Origin of the sequence: Pseudomonas sp. S12(2018) (assembly GCF_024355235.1) — a bacterium.
Classification (GTDB): Bacteria; Pseudomonadota; Gammaproteobacteria; order Pseudomonadales; family Pseudomonadaceae; genus Aquipseudomonas; species Aquipseudomonas palmensis.
Genome location: NZ_QLAD01000002.1, coordinates 118703 through 134824, shown reverse-complemented (window position 1 = coordinate 134824; position 16122 = coordinate 118703). Strand labels below are relative to the sequence as shown.

17 protein-coding genes and 2 tRNA genes are annotated in these 16122 nt (G+C 61.4%); 13 read left to right on the top strand and 6 right to left on the bottom strand.

Going from position 1 to position 16122, the window contains the following annotated elements:
• Positions 1–126 precede the first annotated feature (126 nt).
• Positions 127–203, bottom strand: a tRNA-Met gene (locus DN388_RS04500).
• 132 nt (positions 204–335) lie between these two features.
• Positions 336–412: transfer RNA gene (locus DN388_RS04495), tRNA-Met, on the bottom strand.
• A 213-nt stretch (positions 413–625) separates the two neighbouring features.
• On the opposite strand from DN388_RS04495, the gene dinB reads away from it, so the two are divergent.
• Positions 626–1690: a DNA polymerase IV gene (gene dinB / locus DN388_RS04490; protein WP_043864254.1), complete on the top strand. Its 1065-nt coding sequence runs from the start codon at positions 626–628 to the stop codon at positions 1688–1690.
• A gap of 45 nt (positions 1691–1735) precedes the next feature.
• Here dinB and DN388_RS04485 read toward each other — a convergent pair whose 3' ends face one another.
• The 3 genes from DN388_RS04485 to DN388_RS04475 all read right to left on the bottom strand — a co-directional run bounded on the left by DN388_RS04485 (position 1736) and on the right by DN388_RS04475 (position 5860).
• Positions 1736–2683 (bottom strand): lipoprotein, encoded by a 948-nt coding sequence (locus DN388_RS04485; RefSeq protein WP_043864253.1) that lies wholly within the window; start codon positions 2681–2683, stop codon positions 1736–1738.
• Positions 2684–2703: 20 nt separating this feature from the next.
• Positions 2704–4419: a proline--tRNA ligase gene (locus DN388_RS04480; RefSeq protein ID WP_043864252.1), complete on the bottom strand. Its 1716-nt coding sequence runs from the start codon at positions 4417–4419 to the stop codon at positions 2704–2706.
• Between the two features lie 166 nt (positions 4420–4585).
• Positions 4586–5860 carry an OprD family porin gene (locus tag DN388_RS04475; RefSeq protein ID WP_043864251.1) on the bottom strand — a complete coding sequence of 425 codons (1275 nt, stop codon included), beginning with the start codon at positions 5858–5860 and terminating at the stop codon, positions 4586–4588.
• Between the two features lie 771 nt (positions 5861–6631).
• On the opposite strand from DN388_RS04475, the gene DN388_RS04470 reads away from it, so the two are divergent.
• Positions 6632–7057 carry an HIT domain-containing protein gene (locus DN388_RS04470; RefSeq protein WP_043864250.1) on the top strand — a complete coding sequence of 142 codons (426 nt, stop codon included), beginning with the start codon at positions 6632–6634 and terminating at the stop codon, positions 7055–7057.
• A 3-nt stretch (positions 7058–7060) separates the two neighbouring features.
• Positions 7061–7267 (top strand): SlyX family protein, encoded by a 207-nt coding sequence (locus DN388_RS04465; RefSeq protein WP_043864249.1) that lies wholly within the window; start codon positions 7061–7063, stop codon positions 7265–7267.
• Between the two features lie 122 nt (positions 7268–7389).
• On the opposite strand, the gene DN388_RS25345 is transcribed toward DN388_RS04465, so the two are convergent.
• Entirely contained in the window at positions 7390–7977 is a 588-nt protein-coding gene (locus tag DN388_RS25345; RefSeq protein ID WP_043864302.1) for a cold-shock protein, read from the bottom strand.
• A gap of 303 nt (positions 7978–8280) precedes the next feature.
• Between DN388_RS25345 and DN388_RS04455 the strand changes: the two genes are divergently transcribed.
• The 10 genes from DN388_RS04455 (at position 8281) to tolQ (ending at position 16122) form a co-directional block, all read left to right on the top strand.
• On the top strand, positions 8281–8751 hold the full coding sequence (locus DN388_RS04455) for a Dps family protein (protein ID WP_043864248.1): 471 nt from the start codon (positions 8281–8283) through the stop codon (positions 8749–8751).
• A gap of 275 nt (positions 8752–9026) precedes the next feature.
• Entirely contained in the window at positions 9027–9356 is a 330-nt protein-coding gene (locus tag DN388_RS04450; protein ID WP_043864247.1) for a ribbon-helix-helix domain-containing protein, read from the top strand.
• Between the two features lie 110 nt (positions 9357–9466).
• Positions 9467–9688, top strand: coding sequence for an FmdB family zinc ribbon protein (locus DN388_RS04445; protein WP_043864246.1), 222 nt, complete (start codon positions 9467–9469; stop codon positions 9686–9688).
• Between the two features lie 96 nt (positions 9689–9784).
• Entirely contained in the window at positions 9785–11560 is a 1776-nt protein-coding gene (gene aspS, locus DN388_RS04440) for an aspartate--tRNA ligase (protein ID WP_043864301.1), read from the top strand.
• A 122-nt stretch (positions 11561–11682) separates the two neighbouring features.
• Positions 11683–12429, top strand: a complete 747-nt coding sequence (locus DN388_RS04435) for a YebC/PmpR family DNA-binding transcriptional regulator (RefSeq protein ID WP_043864245.1) — start codon at positions 11683–11685, stop codon at positions 12427–12429.
• A 116-nt stretch (positions 12430–12545) separates the two neighbouring features.
• Positions 12546–13070: a crossover junction endodeoxyribonuclease RuvC gene (gene ruvC / locus DN388_RS04430; RefSeq protein ID WP_043864244.1), complete on the top strand. Its 525-nt coding sequence runs from the start codon at positions 12546–12548 to the stop codon at positions 13068–13070.
• Between the two features lie 108 nt (positions 13071–13178).
• A complete protein-coding gene (ruvA, locus tag DN388_RS04425) occupies positions 13179–13787 on the top strand; it encodes a Holliday junction branch migration protein RuvA (RefSeq protein WP_043864300.1) in 609 nt (202 codons plus the stop codon).
• A complete protein-coding gene (ruvB, locus tag DN388_RS04420; protein WP_043864243.1) occupies positions 13788–14843 on the top strand; it encodes a Holliday junction branch migration DNA helicase RuvB in 1056 nt (351 codons plus the stop codon). It begins immediately after the preceding gene.
• A gap of 125 nt (positions 14844–14968) precedes the next feature.
• Positions 14969–15424, top strand: a complete 456-nt coding sequence (ybgC, locus tag DN388_RS04415; protein ID WP_043864242.1) for a tol-pal system-associated acyl-CoA thioesterase — start codon at positions 14969–14971, stop codon at positions 15422–15424.
• 2 nt (positions 15425–15426) lie between these two features.
• Positions 15427–16122, top strand: coding sequence for a protein TolQ (gene tolQ / locus DN388_RS04410; RefSeq protein WP_043864241.1), 696 nt, complete (start codon positions 15427–15429; stop codon positions 16120–16122).

Below are 16122 nucleotides of genomic sequence, written 5' to 3'. Positions count from 1 at the left end.
CGATCCGCGCCCATCAGGATAGTTAAAGAAGTTTCATGCTGCCGCAAGGGCATGGAGAGGAGGGGAAGGTTTTTTTCGCCAGACGCAAAAAAGGCCACTTTTTTCAAAGTGGCCTTTTCTGTTGTTTGGTTGCGGGAGCCGGATTTGAACCGACGACCTTCGGGTTATGAGCCCGACGAGCTACCAGACTGCTCCATCCCGCGTCTGTGGGGCGGATTCTACAGCGTATGGAGATGCTGTCAATGCTTAATTGTTGATTTACAACAAAAACCTGCTATGGGCCAAACAGCGCCCAACAAAAAAGGCCACTTTTTCAAGTGGCCTTCTCTGATGTTTGGTTGCGGGAGCCGGATTTGAACCGACGACCTTCGGGTTATGAGCCCGACGAGCTACCAGACTGCTCCATCCCGCGTCTGTGGAGTGGATTCTACAGATATCTCAGAACGTGTCAACCGCTAAAACCCAGAAATCCTTTTTTGTTCAATTGCTTAGCGTTTGTGATCTGGCTGCGGGCGCGCTAAGGCGGGGGCTGCAGGGCATTTGCCTGCGGTGACGGGTGCAGGGTGCAGCCGGTGGTGACGAGTGAGATACTGCGCGTACGAATCAACGGTGTTAACGGTCATCCATGTCCCAACGCAAGATCATCCACATCGATTGCGACTGTTTCTACGCAGCCATCGAGATGCGCGACGACCCGCGGCTGGCCGGCAAGCCTCTGGCCGTGGGTGGCTCGGCCGACCGGCGCGGGGTGATTGCTACCTGCAACTACGAAGCGCGGGCCTTTGGCGTACGCTCTGCGATGTCGTCGCACCACGCGTTGAAGCTGTGCCCCGACCTGACCATCGTCAAGCCGCGCATGGATGCCTATAAGGAAGCCTCGCGGGAGATTCACAACATCTTCCGCGAGTACACCGAGCTGATCGAGCCATTGTCGCTGGATGAAGCCTATCTGGACGTATCCGACAGCCCGAAGTTTTCCGGCAGTGCCACGCGCATTGCCGACGACATTCGCCGGCGGGTGTCCCAGCGCCTGCACATCACGGTATCGGCGGGGGTGGCGCCCAACAAGTTCCTGGCCAAGATTGCCAGTGACTGGCGCAAACCCAACGGCTTGTTCGTGATTACCCCGGCACAGGTGCAAGACTTCGTCGCCTGCTTGCCAGTGACCAAGCTGCATGGAGTTGGCAAGGTCACGGCTGACAAGCTGGGGCGCCTGGGCATTGTCGATTGCAAGGATCTGCGCGAGTGGGACCGCCTGGCCCTGGTCCGCGAGTTCGGCAGTTTCGGCGAGCGTCTTTACGGGCTGGCGCGCGGCATTGACGAGCGGGTGGTGCACAACGACAGCCGGCGCCAGTCGGTGAGCGTCGAGAACACCTACGACAGCGACCTGCCGGATCTGGCCAGCTGCCTTGAAAAGCTGCCTGAACTGCTGGAATCGCTGGGCGGTCGCATGGCCCGGATCGACGACAGTTACCGGCCGGGCAAGCCGTTCGTCAAGGTCAAGTTCCATGACTTCACCCAGACCACCCTGGAGCAGGCGGGGGCGGGGCGTGATCTTGAAAGCTACCGGCAACTGCTCAGCCAGGCTTTCGCGCGTGGCGCCAAGCCGGTCAGGTTGCTGGGAATTGGCGTGCGGTTGCACGACTTGCGCGGGGCGCATGTTCAGCTAGAGCTGTTCACGCCCGAGTGAAACGCCAGGCATCGTGGTCGATGCCTGGCGTTCATGGTGCTGGAGCTACTTCGCGCCGGGGTCTGCCACCAGGCGGCCGGCATCCCTGGTCAGCGCCTTGAGAAACTCCTGTTGCAGCTCCGGATCATTGCGGGTCAGCTCGATCAGGCTCTGTTCCAGCTCGCTGGCTTCCTCTTCCAGGCCGAGTTCGGACAAGCGCTTGACCCGGTGCACCCACTCGCTCACCTCGTCGTCTTCAAGGTCGTCGTAGATCAGCTCATGGGCTTCGACCAGTTTGCCGCGCAGCGTTGGGCTGAGCAGCAGGCTGGCGTCGGCACGCACGTTGTTTTCTTCATCGGCCACGGCCAGGTGCAAGGTGCCCACCTGGGTCAGGTTCTGTTCGGTGAACGGGCTGTCGAGCAGGTTCAGGCGCAACACACCATTGCGGTCGGTGGTCAGCTCGTGGGTGAGCTTGCCAGCCTTGACCTCGACCGGGCGTTCGCCCCACGGCAGGCTGGTGTACTCCTGGCGTTTGTCCTTCTGCACTTCGCTGATACTGGCCAGGTTCTGTTGCGCGCGGCCGTTGGACTGCACGTTCATGAACGGATTGAGCCCGGCTACGCCATAGCTGAGCCAGTCATGGGTCACGCTGTCGGGCAGGTTGCCCAGTGCGAACACGTTGACCACATTGGCGCCGATACCGGCAACCACGGCCACTGCGCCCAGCGGGATCTCGTAGATTTCGCGCCAGGGTTGGTAGGGCGTGTAGCGATCATAACGACGGGTCACTTCGAATTCGGTGACTTCGAAGTTCTTCTGTTCGTGAACGCGCACGCGCCGTTGCGGCAGCTCGAGTACCTTGGGCTCTCCGACATCGATCTGCAGGCTGTGCTCGAGCAGCTTGCGCTCGATCCGCTCCTCATGCTCGCTGCGCTGGGACATCTGGTTGGCGCAGCCGCTGAGCAGCACGGCGCCGCACAGGGCGGCGCCTCCGAAGGTGATTCGCTTGAACATGGCTACTCTTGTGTTGGCTATCAGCGACGAATACGGGCTTGCAGGAACGACAGCACCTCGGCCACGGGCAAGGCCTGGGCCTCGCTGTCCTTGCGGTACTTGTATTCCAGGTTGCCTTCGGCCAGGCCGCGGTCGCTGACCACGATGCGGTGCGGGATGCCGATCAGTTCCATGTCGGCGAACTTGATCCCCGGGCTGGTTTTCTTGTCACGGTCGTCCAGCAGCACTTCGAAACCGGCGGCGGTCAGCTCGGCGTAGAGCTTGTCGGTGGCTTCGCGCACTTCGGCGGTTTCGTAGCGCAGCGGTACCAGGGCGATCTGGAATGGCGCGAGGCTATCGCTCCAGATGATGCCCTTGTCGTCGTAATTCTGCTCGATGGCAGCGGCGACCACGCGCGAAACACCAATGCCGTAGCAGCCCATGGCCAGGGTCACCGGCTTGCCGTTCTCGCCCAGCACCTGGCACTTGAGTGCTTCGCTGTACTTGGTGCCCAGCTGGAAGATGTGCCCGACTTCGATGCCGCGCTTGATCATCAGCGTACCCTTGCCATCCGGGCTCGGGTCGCCGGCTACCACGTTGCGCAGGTCGGCGATTTCCGGTACAGGCAGGTCGCGCTCCCAGTTCACGCCGAAATAGTGCTTGTCGTCGATGTTGGCACCGATGCCAAAGTCGCTCATGAAGGCCACGGAACGGTCGATGATGCACGGCAGCGGCAGGTTCAGCGGGCCCAGGGAACCGGCGCCGGCGCCGATGGCGTCGCGCAGTTCGGCGTCGCTGGCCATCACCAGCGGGCTGGCCACCTGTGGCAGGTTGGCAGCCTTGATTTCGTTGAGCTCGTGGTCGCCGCGGACGATCAGGGCAATCAGCTTGCCTTCTTCGGCGGCATGCACGATCAGGGTCTTGACGGTGCGCTCGATCGGCACGCCGTAGTTTTCGACCAGGGCGGCGATGGTTTTCGCGTCCGGGGTATCGACCAGGCGCAGCTCCTCGGTGGGGGCAGGGCGCACGGTTTCCCGCGGGATCGCTTCGGCCTTCTCGATGTTGGCGGCGTAGTCGGAGCTGTCGCTGAAGATCACGTCGTCTTCACCGGACTCGGCCAGCACGTGGAATTCGTGGGACCAGCTGCCACCGATCGAGCCGGTGTCGGCCTGCACGGGGCGGAAATCCAGGCCCAGGCGGGTGAACACATTGCAGTACGCCTGGTGCATGCGGTCATAGGTTTGCTGCAGGGATGCCTGGTCGGCATGGAAGGAGTAGGCATCCTTCATGATGAACTCGCGACCGCGCATCAGGCCGAAGCGCGGACGGATCTCGTCGCGGAACTTGGTCTGGATCTGGTACATGTTCAGTGGCAGCTGTTTATAGCTGCTCAGCTCGTTGCGCGCGAGGTCGGTGATGACCTCTTCGTGGGTAGGCCCCACGCAGAACTCGCGACCATGGCGGTCCTTCAGGCGCAGCAGCTCGGGGCCGTACTGCTCCCAGCGGCCGGACTCCTGCCACAGTTCAGCGGGCTGAATGGCCGGCATCAGCACTTCCAGGGCGCCTGCGGCGTTCATTTCCTCGCGTACCACGGCTTCGACCTTGCGCATCACGCGAAGGCCCATCGGCAGCCAGGTATAAAGGCCGGATGCGAGCTTGCGGATCATGCCGGCACGCAGCATGAGCTGGTGGCTGATGACGACCGCGTCGGAAGGGGTTTCTTTCTGTGTGGCGAGCAAATATTGACTGGTGCGCATGGTAGGCCGTTGTCGGTTGCTTAACTGAAATGACCCCGCATTGTACGGGGGCGATTCGGTGACGTATAGGATGGTGGCGCGGGAAACTGCGCCAAGTGCATCAACACAAAAGAAAAAGCCCGGCAGGGCCGGGCTTTTTCGAGCTGGGGTCCGTGAGCCGGAAGGCTTACAGGATGCTCAGCGGGTACTCGACGATCAGGCGCAGTTCGTCGATCGAAGGCGACGAGTTGTTGTACACCGCATCGCTGGAGCGGTAGGTGGCCTGGCGAACGCGGAAGCTCAGGTCTTTGGCCGGGCCTTCCTGCAGTACGTACTTGGCTTCGATGTCGCGTTCCCACTCTTTGCCGTTGTTGCCGGAGGAAACGTTGGCATCGGTACCACGGATGTAGCGGGTCATGAAGCTCAGGCCCGGTACGCCGAAGGTGGCCATGTTGATGTCGTAGCGAGCCTGCCAGGATTTCTCGTCTTCGGAGTTGAAGTCCGAACGTGCCACCGAGTTGGCCAGGAACACGGTACCGCCGCCGTCGACGCCGTAGGCGTAGCCGCCGTCGCCGCTGATGCGCTGGTGCGCCAGGGTGAAGGTGTGCGCGCCGATGGTGTAGGCGGCGGACAGGCTGAATGCACGGCTGTCGATCTTGTCGCCGTCGTAGGCTTTTTCCAGCGCGGCGCCGGTGCTCTTGGTGTTGTAGAAGTTGAAGTCGAACACCAGGCCCTGCTCGTCGTTGATCGGCAGGCTCCAGTTCACGTTGGCGTAGTATTTGCGCCAGTAGTCTTCGACCTTGGAGTAGTAGAGGCTGGTGCTGAGCTCGTCGCTGAACGCGTAGGTGCCGCCCAGTACGTCGGCCTTGGTCAGGTGGATGCCGCCGTCACGGTTGGTCTGGTCTTGTGCGGTGATGCTGGTGAAGCGACCGGCGTTGAGCGTCAGCCCCTTGATTTCGTTGCTGGTGATCAACGCGCCCTGGGCCATTTCAGGCAGCAGGCGGCTGTCGTCGGTGGCCAGCACTGGCAGCGAGGTGAACTGGTCACCCACTTTCAGGACGGTGTCGGAAATCCGGAACTTGATGGCTGCGCCGCCTTTGGAGTAGTCGTCCTGCGAGCGTTCGTCGGAGCCGGTCGGGAACAGGCCGGTGCCGGCAGTGCCCTTGCCGCCGTCCAGTTTCAGACCCAGCATGCCGATTGCGTCGACGCCGACGCCGATGGTGCCTTGGGTGAAGCCCGACTCGAAGGTGCCGATGAAGCCTTGGCCCCACTCTGCAGCGCGGCTCTGCTCGGTGTTGGGGACGTTGCGGTAGTCACGGCTGAAGTACAGGTTGCGAAGTTTGACGTTCAAGCTGCTGTCTTCTACAAACCCCTTGGATTCATCCTGAGAAGACGCCATGGCCAGCTGCGAGGTGCCTGCCGCTACGGCCAGGGCGATTATGCTCCACTTCATCACGCGCATCGTGATTTGCTCCTTTGGTTTTGGAAGATTACGGCCTTGCCCCCTGGTTTTTTTATGGGGCGGCTCTTTCTTTTTTGAGTCGGCGAAATGTATATCACGCTGACTGTCGTTGGCGATACTTGCGAAAGGAACCTTTCATTAACTTTATGGTCCCGTCGCAAACGGTTAAATCCCTGTCGCAAATTACGCCCCGGCATGACCGGTGCGTTCAACTACAGCGCTGTTTCGCAGAGCAGCAAAGGCAGCGCAATCACGCCAAGCCTTTGATGCCAAAACTCCCTGGTTGCCCTTGCAGCTGTTGTTATTTGTCGCACTTGGCTTGCTTATGCAGGCGCCATGCCGACGTTGGGCAGAGATGAATGCAACAAGCGTGCTCAATTGCGCTGTGTGTTGATGAAATTTTCACATTTCGTCGGCCGAAGGGCGCGTGGAGCCCGAAAACCGGGGGTGTACAGATCTTTTGGTTTGAGGGTCGATGCCGTCGCGGAATAAGCAAAAAATCGACTTTGAAGTCAAAACGTTACCGGCTTGTAGGACAAGTGAGTAGTTTTCGGTAGGAGGCGGTGCTGATTGTGTTCGCGAGGCGCTATTTTGGTGCGAAAAGTAGCGTTTTGTTACCGGCGTGAGCGGACCTCCTGCGTGCAGTGTGGTCTGCCTGCCCCGGGATGGAGCGCCATGTACTCATGCCTGTGACTCCAATCGGGAGTATCCTTGCGTCAATCACCTGCCGGGTGCAGGTATCGGGATTGAAAGGTGCGAGGAGATTGTTCTGTGTTTGCTCTTGATTCACGTTTGCAACAAGACACGATTGCGTTGGGGGACTTACCTCTTTGTCGCTTGTTACTTAGTAAGGATGCTAACTATCCGTGGTTCATTCTGGTGCCGCGGCGTCCTGCTGTCAGCGAAGTATTCGAACTTGATGAAGAGGCGCAGCAGCAACTCTGGCAAGAGACCACGTTGCTGGCCAAGTTGCTCGACGGGCTGTTCGATGCCGACAAGATGAATGTCGCGACCCTGGGCAACGTCGTGAGCCAGTTGCACATGCATGTGATCGTGCGACGCCAGAGCGATGTGGCATGGCCTGGCCCGGTGTGGGGGCGCGTGCCGGCGCTGGTTTATACAGCCGAGGCGCTGGCTCATGTGCGCCGCATCGTCGAGCGTGAGCTTGGTGATTATCTTCAACCGATCGAGGCTTGAATCATGACCCTGGAAGCACGGGTAACCGAGTTGGAGAGTCGTCTGGCATTTCAGGACGATACGCTGCTGGCGCTGAACGATGTGCTGGTGGAGCAGCAGCGGGTGGTTGAGCGGCTGCAGCTGCAGATGGGCGCGCTGCTCAAGCGTTATGAGGAGATGGTGGGGCAGTACGAGTCCAACGAGGAAGAAGCGCCGCCCCCGCACTATTGATGCATGCGCCTCGCGCAGCGGGCTTAAAGGCTCAGTGCAGATCGACAGCAGAGCAGGGCGGGTGAGTAGGCGTAAAAAAACCGCGATCGGCCGAGTGGCCGTCGCGGTTCTTCACGCTAGGATCAGCGACGCGGTGCCGCAATCACATCCTCGGCCTGCAGGCCCTTGTCCCGGTTCATCACCGAAAACTCCACGCGCTGACCCTCCACCAGCACCCGGTGACCCTCGCCACGAATGGCCCGGAAGTGCACGAAGATGTCATCGCCGGAATCCCGCGAAATGAATCCAAAGCCCTTGGACGTGTTGAACCACTTCACGGTACCCGTGTCGCGGTTGCTCATGTCGTAGGCAGGTGCCTGGCTGCGCGCACGGCCAACCTTGGCCAGGCCCGCCACCAGATGCAGCAGCACGGCCAGCAGAGCGCAGACCATGGCCGCGACATTGCCCAGCTCCGGGCGCAGCAGCACAGTGACCGCTTGCAATACCACTGCAAGCACCAGCAGCGCGCTGGCAGTGTGTTGCAGGTACTGGCGCGCGCCGCGGTAGTGCATTGGCAGCACAGGCACCAGGATCAGGTTGAGCAGCCCGAAGAGCGCCAGGTAGATGGCATCGGGTTGTTGCAGGAAAGGGACAGCTTCGCCCCTCAGGCTAGGAATCAGGGACAGCAGCAAGGCAGCTGCGCCCGTCAACAGGTGAACGATCTTGAACATGGTGGTTTGGCTCACATTTTATTCAGGCATATCACAGGAAGAGCTGAACCCACGGTGCGCGGTTACCGATGAGGCGCCAAAGCGTGGCTGCAGCCTATGCGCCATTGCACAAAAAATGCGCAATGACGGCACGGTGCCTATTTAACAGCAAAGCCGGGTGCTTCTCAAATCAGCGGCCCAAACGGGCCGCGCGGCTGCAGCCCTGTGTCGCACGCCAGACCGGCAATCGGAGCTGCAGGCACGCGCAACTCTTGGTACAGTGCTTCCAGCATGTTGAACTGACATCACAGGAAGGAAATGTACATGGCAATTGATATTGGTATCAGTGAAGAAGATCGCAAGTCCATTGTTGACGGCTTGTCGCATCTGTTATCGGATACATATGTACTGTACTTGAAGACCCATAACTTCCACTGGAACGTGACCGGGCCGATGTTCAATACACTGCACTTGATGTTCGAAGGCCAGTACAACGAACTGGCCCTGGCAGTCGATGCCATCGCCGAGCGAATTCGTGCACTGGGCTTCCCGGCGCCGGGTACTTATTCCACCTACGCCAAGTTGTCCTCGATCAAGGAGGAGCCAGGTGTGCCGGCGGCCGAAGAGATGATCAAGCAACTGGTCGATGGCCAGGAAGCCGTGGTGCGTACCGCGCGCAGCCTGTTCCCGTTGCTGGACAAGGTCAGCGACGAGCCGACCGCCGACCTGTTGACCCAGCGCATGCAGGCCCATGAAAAGACTGCCTGGATGCTGCGCTCGCTGTTGGCCAAGTGAGTGTTCGGCGCCTGTAAAGGCGCCTGTTGAAAGACGCAAGCCCGATTCTTCTTTAGAGGAATCGGGCTTTTTTAATGGGTACTTCCTGCGTGCTGCGGCCGGCGTGGAACAGTTTCAGCAGGTGTGGTACATGAACTCAACTAAAAGGTTATTCCTACGCTGCGCAGGCTCGCGGTCTGCTGGTTGCAATACGATGAACAGCGCTTCATAGGCAGGTACCTGGATAGCAAGTATCCCGGTGATGAACTTCCTGTCAGTCAATGCGTGGGATGAATATGTCGCGAGTCGTGAATGAACGTGCATGCACCGCCGAGCAACTTCGTATGGCCCCTGGTGATCCTTTTCAGGCAGATTTCAATATGGGCCTGGCGCGCCCGCTGTCGCGTTCGGTGCGACTCAACGGCTTCGCCACCTGCTTGCGCCTGGAAGAGGTCTACTGGAAAATCCTCGAGCGCATTGCCGCCGCCAACCGGTGTACGGTCAATGCGGTGCTGTCCCATGTGGACCGCGAAGTCCACCTTCGCCACGGCGGCGTCAAGAATTTCAGCGGCCTGGTGCGGGTGATCTGCGTGGTCTACGTGCTGAGGGGCGGCGCCAAGCCCTGAACCATTCGTGCGCTGGCACGGCGGGCGGGCTGCACAGCCCCGGTTAACCATATATAATCCCGCTTTTTGCTGCGTGGCGCGGCCCGCGCAGTGGTCAACGAGATACGCCAATGCCCCTGTACGACTATCAATGCGGTTCCTGCAGCCACCAGATGGAAGTTCTGCAGAAGATCAGCGCAGCGCCGCTGACCGATTGCCCGGCCTGCCAGGCACCTGCCCTGAAGAAGCTGATTTCTGCCCCGGGCTTCCGCCTGGGCGGCACCGGCTGGTATGAAACCGACTTCAAGACCGGCACCAAAAAGAACCTGGCGGGCGCCGACAAGGCCGACTGAGTTGAACTGTACTGCCAGGGTCTTGCACTATGGGCCCCCTGGGGCCGGCAAGGTCCACACCCGAATTCACGAATGACGAGAAGCGAAACCACCATCATGATGCGCAGCCACTATTGCGGCCAACTGAACGAGAGCCTGGAAGGTCAGGAAATTACCCTTTGCGGCTGGGTCCATCGTCGTCGCGACCACGGCGGGGTGATTTTCCTCGACATCCGTGATCGCGAAGGCATGGCTCAGGTCGTGTTCGACCCGGACCGCGCAGAAAGCTTTGCCGCCGCCGACCGCGTGCGCAGCGAGTACGTGGTGAAGATCACCGGCAAGGTGCGTCCGCGCCCTGCAGGCGCAGTCAACGCCAACATGGCCTCGGGCGCCATCGAAGTGCTGGGCTACGAGCTCGAAGTGCTGAACGAAGCGGAAACCCCGCCGTTCCCGCTCAACGAGTACTCCGACGTGGGTGAAGAGACCCGCCTGCGCTATCGCTTCATCGACCTGCGTCGTCCGGAGATGGCCGAGAAGCTGCGTCTGCGCTCGCGCATCACCACCAGCATCCGTCGCTTCCTTGACGAAAACGGCTTCCTCGACGTCGAGACGCCGATCCTGACCCGCGCTACCCCGGAAGGCGCGCGTGACTACCTGGTGCCAAGCCGTACCCACGCTGGCAGCTTCTTTGCCCTGCCGCAATCGCCCCAGCTGTTCAAGCAACTGCTGATGGTGGCCGGTTTCGATCGCTACTACCAGATCGCCAAGTGCTTCCGCGACGAAGACCTGCGCGCCGACCGCCAGCCGGAATTCACCCAGATCGATATCGAGACCAGCTTCCTGGACGAGACCGAGATCATGGGCCTGACCGAAAGCATGATCCGCAAACTGTTCAAGGAAGTCCTGGACCTGGAGTTCGGCGAATTCCCGCACATGACCTTCGAAGAGGCCATGCGCCGCTACGGTTCGGACAAGCCTGACCTGCGCAACCCGCTGGAACTGGTGGATGTGGCCGACCAGCTGCAAGCGGTCGACTTCAAGGTGTTCAGCGGCCCGGCCAACGACCCGAAATGCCGCGTTGCCGCACTGCGTGTACCGGGCGGGGCGAGCATGCCGCGCAGCCGTATCGACGAGTACACCAAGTTCGTCGGCATCTACGGTGCCAAGGGCCTGGCGTACATCAAGGTCAACGAGCGCGCCAAGGGCGTCGAGGGCCTGCAGTCGCCAATCGTCAAGAACATCCCCGAGGCCAACCTGAACGTGATCCTCGATCGCGTGGGCGCGGTCGATGGCGACATCGTGTTCTTCGGTGCCGACAAGTCCAAGATCGTCAGCGAAGCCCTGGGCGCGCTGCGCATCAAGGTCGGCAACGACTTCAACCTGCTGACCTGCGAATGGGCACCGATGTGGGTTGTCGACTTCCCGATGTTCGAAGAGAACGACGACGGCAGCTTCACGGCGCTGCACCACCCGTTCACCGCGCCAAAATGCTCCCCTGAAGAGCTGGAGGCCAACCCGGCCACCGCGCTGTCGCGCGCCTATGACATGGTGCTCAACGGCACCGAACTGGGTGGCGGTTCGATCCGTATCCACCGCAAAGAGATGCAGCAGGCCGTGTTCCGCCTGTTGGGCATCGAGGCGGCGGAACAGGAAGAGAAGTTCGGCTTCCTGCTCGACGCGCTGAAGTTCGGTGCACCGCCGCACGGTGGCCTGGCCTTCGGTCTGGACCGCCTGGTGATGCTGATGACCGGCGCCCAGTCGATTCGTGAAGTGATCGCCTTCCCGAAAACCCAGAGCGCGGCGTGCGTCATGACCCAGGCCCCAGGCCTGGTCGATGCCAAGGCACTGCGTGAGCTGCACATCCGTCTGCGCGAACAGCCCAAGGCTGAGTAAGCGGGCCCGGGGCGCATCCACTTGGATGCGCCTTTGCGTTACGGCATACCGAATTGATTGCCCACGCCAGGTTTTCTTCTGGCGGGGGCGTGGTTTTGTTTCAAGGATTTCTGGAGTCAGTTATGGCGGGTCATTCCAAGTGGGCGAACATCAAGCACCGCAAAGAGCGCCAGGATGCCAAGAGAGGCAAGATCTTCACCAAGTGGATTCGTGAGCTGACCGTCGCTGCCAAGCAGGGCGGTGGTGACCCGAATTCCAACCCGCGCCTGCGCCTGGCGCTGGACAAGGCCTTGGGCGCGAACATGAGCCGCGACATCATCGATCGCGCCGTGGCCCGTGGTGCAGGCGCAACCGAAGCCGACAATGTCGAAGAGCTCAGCTACGAAGGCTACGGCCCGGGCGGCGTGGCGATCATGGTCGAGGCCATGACCGACAACCGCAACCGCACCGCCGCGGCCGTGCGCCATGCCTTCAGCAAGTGCGGTGGCAACCTGGGCACCGATGGCTCGGTGGCCTATCTGTTCGAGCGCAAGGGGCAGATCAGCTTTGCCGCCGGTGTCGATGAAGACGCGCTGATGGAAGCGGCGATGGAGGCCGATGCCGACGACGTGGTCAGCAACGAAGATGGCTCGTTCGACGTGTTCACCTCGTTTGCCAGCTTCTATGCGGTGCGTACTGCCCTGGAGGCTGCCGGCTTCAAGGCTGCGGACGCGGAAATCGTCATGCAGCCGACCACCAGCGCCGAACTCGACCTGGAGGGCGCACAGAAGGTGCTCAAGCTGATCGACATGCTTGAAGACCTGGACGATGTGCAGAATGTGTATTCCAACGCCGAAATTCCTGACGAAGTCATGGAACAACTCGGCTAAGGTTCAGTTCTGGCGTACTCGAGGCCGGATTCGTCCGCAGGCACCTTGTGCCTGTGACGGGTCCGGCTTCTGTCTTTTTAATGGCGCCCCGGTGCGCCACTGGTTGCGCAGGCGATATGACTCTGATTCTTGGTATTGACCCCGGCTCGCGGATTACCGGCTATGGTGTGGTGCGCCACACGGCGCGCGGGTGCGAGTACGTGGCCTCCGGTTGCATCCGTACCGGCAGCGGCGAGCTGCCCGAGCGCCTGCAGGTGGTATACCGCAGCGTGCGCGAAATCATCCAGTTGCACGGGCCGGTGACCATGGGTATCGAGCGGGTGTTCATGGCGCGCAACGCCGACTCGGCGCTCAAGCTCGGCCAGGCGCGCGGCGCCGCCATCGTCGCCGGGGTCGAAGAGGGCCTGGAGATCGCCGAGTACAGTGCCACCCAGGTCAAGCAGGCGGTCGCCGGTACGGGCGGGGCCAACAAGGAACAGGTGCAGATGATGGTCATGCACCTGCTCAAGCTCACCCAGAAGCCGCAGATAGACGCCTCCGATGCCCTGGCCATCGCCCTGTGCCATGCCCATACCCGTTCCAGCCTGGTGCCGCACGGGCTGGGCGCTGCACGCAGCCGCAGTGGCCGCCTGCGGCTCTGATAGCATCATCGGTTAACACAATTTCGCTTGCCGGCCACCGCCGGCTTGCAATCATGGCGGCTGATGGCGGGCTTGATCGCCCCGGCGCCCTGGATAAAGGACCTGAACGTGATTGGACGTTTGCGCGGTACCCTGGCTGAAAAGCAGCCGCCGCACCTGATTGTCGATGTCAACGGCCTGGGCTACGAGCTCGAGGTGCCGATGACCACCCTGTATCGCCTACCCAAGGTTGGCGAGGCAGTGACGCTGCACACCCACCTGGTGGTACGTGAAGACGCGCACCTGCTGTATGGCTTTCACGAAAAGCGCGAGCGCGAGTTGTTCCGCGAGCTGATCCGCCTCAACGGCGTAGGGCCCAAGCTGGCCCTGGCATTGATGTCGGGCCTGGAGGTCGACGACCTGATACGCTGCGTGCAGGCCCAGGACACCTCGGCGCTGGTCAAGGTGCCGGGGGTGGGCAAGAAGACCGCCGAGCGCCTGCTGGTCGAACTCAAGGACCGCTTCAAGGCCTGGGAAACCGCGCCAAGCCTGTTTACCCTGGTGTCCGACGGCCCGCAGCCGGTGGCAAGTGCCTCCACTGCCGAAACCGATGCGGTCAGCGCGCTGATCTCGCTGGGCTACAAGCCGCAGGAAGCCAGCCGCGCCGTGGCGGCCATCGATGCCAAGGGCCTGAGCAGCGAAGAGCTGATCCGGCGCAGCCTCAAGGGGATGATTTAAGTGATCGAAGCCGACCGACTCATAGCCGCTACCGGGCGCGACCGCGAAGAGGTCCAGGACCGGGCGATCCGGCCATTGCGCCTGGACGAGTACATCGGGCAGCCAGTGGTGCGCGAGCAGATGGCGCTTTTCATCCAGGCGGCACGTGGGCGCAGCGAGTCGCTGGACCATACGCTGATCTTCGGCCCGCCGGGCCTGGGCAAGACCACCCTGGCCAACATCATCGCGCAGGAGATGGGCGTTTCGATCAAGAGCACCTCCGGGCCGATCCTTGAGCGTCCGGGCGATCTGGCGGCGCTGCTGACCAACCTGGAACCCCACGATGTACTGTTCATCGACGAGATTCACCGGCTTTCGCCGATCGTCGAGGAAGTGCTGTACCCGGCCATGGAAGACTTCCAGCTGGATATCATGATCGGCGAGGGGCCGGCCGCACGTTCGATCAAGCTCGATTTGCCGCCGTTCACTCTGGTCGGGGCAACCACCCGCGCCGGCATGCTGACCAATCCGCTGCGCGACCGTTTCGGTATCGTGCAGCGCCTGGAGTTCTACAACACCGCAGACCTGGCCACCATCGTCAGCCGCTCGGGCGGGATTCTGGGCCTGCCGATCGAGGACGAGGGCGCCTTCGAGATCGCCCGGCGCGCCCGCGGCACCCCGCGTATCGCCAACCGTCTGCTGCGTCGTGTACGCGACTACGCCGAGGTGCGTGGCAAAGGTGACATCACCAAGGCCATCGCCGACCTGGCGCTGAACCTGCTGGACGTGGACGAGCGTGGTTTCGATCACCAGGACCGGCGCCTGCTGCTGACCATGATCGAGAAGTTCGACGGTGGCCCGGTGGGTGTTGACAGCCTGGCGGCGGCGATCAGCGAAGAACGTCACACCATCGAGGACGTGCTGGAGCCCTACCTGATCCAGCAGGGCTACATCATGCGCACACCCCGTGGGCGCGTGGTGACCCGGCACGCCTACCTGCACTTTGGCCTGAACATTCCGGGCCGCATGGGCGAGTCGGTCAACGGCGAGGGTTTTTCCGACCTGGCCGATGAATGACAGACTTATCCGGCGTTTTCGTGGTCCTATCGGCGGACACGCATGAGTCGCGCTGGCAATACGACATAATCCGTTAAAAACAGTTGGTGGGGCGGATTGGCAAGCTGAGGAGTTAGCACTAGAGTATGCGCGCGCAAAATGGGGTTGAGTCGTTCGCACATCGCTGTCGCGTCTATTACGAGGACACCGATGCGGGCGGCGTGGTGTATTACGTCAATTATCTGAAATTCATGGAGCGTGCCCGCACCGAGCGGTTGCGCGAGCTGGGCTTTGCCCAGTCTGCGATGGCAGAACAGAACACCTTGTTCGTCGTTCATTCCAGCGAGGCGCGCTACCACGCGCCGGCCCGCCTGGACGATGAATTGCGGGTCACCGCACAAGTGCTTGAATTGAATCGTGCCAGCCTGCGCTTCGTGCAGCAGGTCTGGCGCGAGCGTGATGCAACGCTGCTCTGCGAGGGGCAGTTCCTGGTGGCCTGTGTGCGCGCCGATACGTTCAAACCCCGGGCCATTCCTTCCGAGCTGCGTGCAGCCTTTGTGGCGGCGGATGGTGCGGGTAACCAAACAATTGCAGGAGATTAAGCGTGGAAGCTAACGTCGTCGACCATACCTCCATGTGGAGCCTGGTCAGTAATGCCAGCATCGTGGTGCAGCTGGTCATGCTGATTCTGGTGGCCGCATCGGTGACCTCGTGGATCATGATTTTTCAGCGCAGCACCATGCTGCGTGCCGGTCGTCGTGCGCTGGAAAGCTTCGAGGAGCGCTTCTGGTCGGGCATCGACCTGTCCAAGCTGTACCGCCAGGCCGGCAGCAACCCGGACCCGGACTCGGGTGTGGAGCAGGTCTTCCGTGCCGGCTTCAAGGAGTTCTCGCGCCTGCGCCAGCAACCGGGTGTCGACCCTGACGCCGTGATGGAAGGCGTTGGCCGGGCCATGCGCGTGGCCATCTCGCGTGAAGAAGAGAAGCTCGAACAGAGCCTGCCGTTCCTCGCCACCGTCGGTTCCACCAGCCCGTACATCGGTCTGTTCGGTACCGTATGGGGCATCATGAACTCCTTCCGCGGCCTGGCTTCGGCCCAGCAGGCGACCCTGGCCACTGTGGCTCCGGGTATCGCCGAGGCACTGATCGCCACCGCGATCGGCCTGTTCGCCGCAATCCCGGCAGTTATTGCCTACAACCGTTTCGCTGCACGCAGTGAAGTCTTGATCGGCCGCTACTACACGTTCGCCGACGAGTTCCAGGCCATCCTGCACCGTAAAGTGCACACCAGCGAAGAGTGA

What these genes read in the sequence shown, in the direction of transcription:
- dinB (WP_043864254.1), top strand. Translation starts at nt 626, where the DNA reads ATGTCCCAACGCAAGATCATCCACATCGATTGCGACTGTTTCTACGCA.
- DN388_RS04485 (WP_043864253.1), bottom strand. Translation starts at nt 2,683, where the DNA reads ATGTTCAAGCGAATCACCTTCGGAGGCGCCGCCCTGTGCGGCGCCGTG.
- DN388_RS04480 (WP_043864252.1), bottom strand. Translation starts at nt 4,419, where the DNA reads ATGCGCACCAGTCAATATTTGCTCGCCACACAGAAAGAAACCCCTTCC.
- DN388_RS04475 (WP_043864251.1), bottom strand. Translation starts at nt 5,860, where the DNA reads ATGCGCGTGATGAAGTGGAGCATAATCGCCCTGGCCGTAGCGGCAGGC.
- DN388_RS04465 (WP_043864249.1), top strand. Translation starts at nt 7,061, where the DNA reads ATGACCCTGGAAGCACGGGTAACCGAGTTGGAGAGTCGTCTGGCATTT.
- DN388_RS25345 (WP_043864302.1), bottom strand. Translation starts at nt 7,977, where the DNA reads ATGTTCAAGATCGTTCACCTGTTGACGGGCGCAGCTGCCTTGCTGCTG.
- DN388_RS04455 (WP_043864248.1), top strand. Translation starts at nt 8,281, where the DNA reads ATGGCAATTGATATTGGTATCAGTGAAGAAGATCGCAAGTCCATTGTT.
- DN388_RS04450 (WP_043864247.1), top strand. Translation starts at nt 9,027, where the DNA reads ATGTCGCGAGTCGTGAATGAACGTGCATGCACCGCCGAGCAACTTCGT.
- DN388_RS04445 (WP_043864246.1), top strand. Translation starts at nt 9,467, where the DNA reads ATGCCCCTGTACGACTATCAATGCGGTTCCTGCAGCCACCAGATGGAA.
- aspS (WP_043864301.1), top strand. Translation starts at nt 9,785, where the DNA reads ATGATGCGCAGCCACTATTGCGGCCAACTGAACGAGAGCCTGGAAGGT.
- DN388_RS04435 (WP_043864245.1), top strand. Translation starts at nt 11,683, where the DNA reads ATGGCGGGTCATTCCAAGTGGGCGAACATCAAGCACCGCAAAGAGCGC.
- ruvC (WP_043864244.1), top strand. Translation starts at nt 12,546, where the DNA reads ATGACTCTGATTCTTGGTATTGACCCCGGCTCGCGGATTACCGGCTAT.
- ybgC (WP_043864242.1), top strand. Translation starts at nt 14,969, where the DNA reads ATGCGCGCGCAAAATGGGGTTGAGTCGTTCGCACATCGCTGTCGCGTC.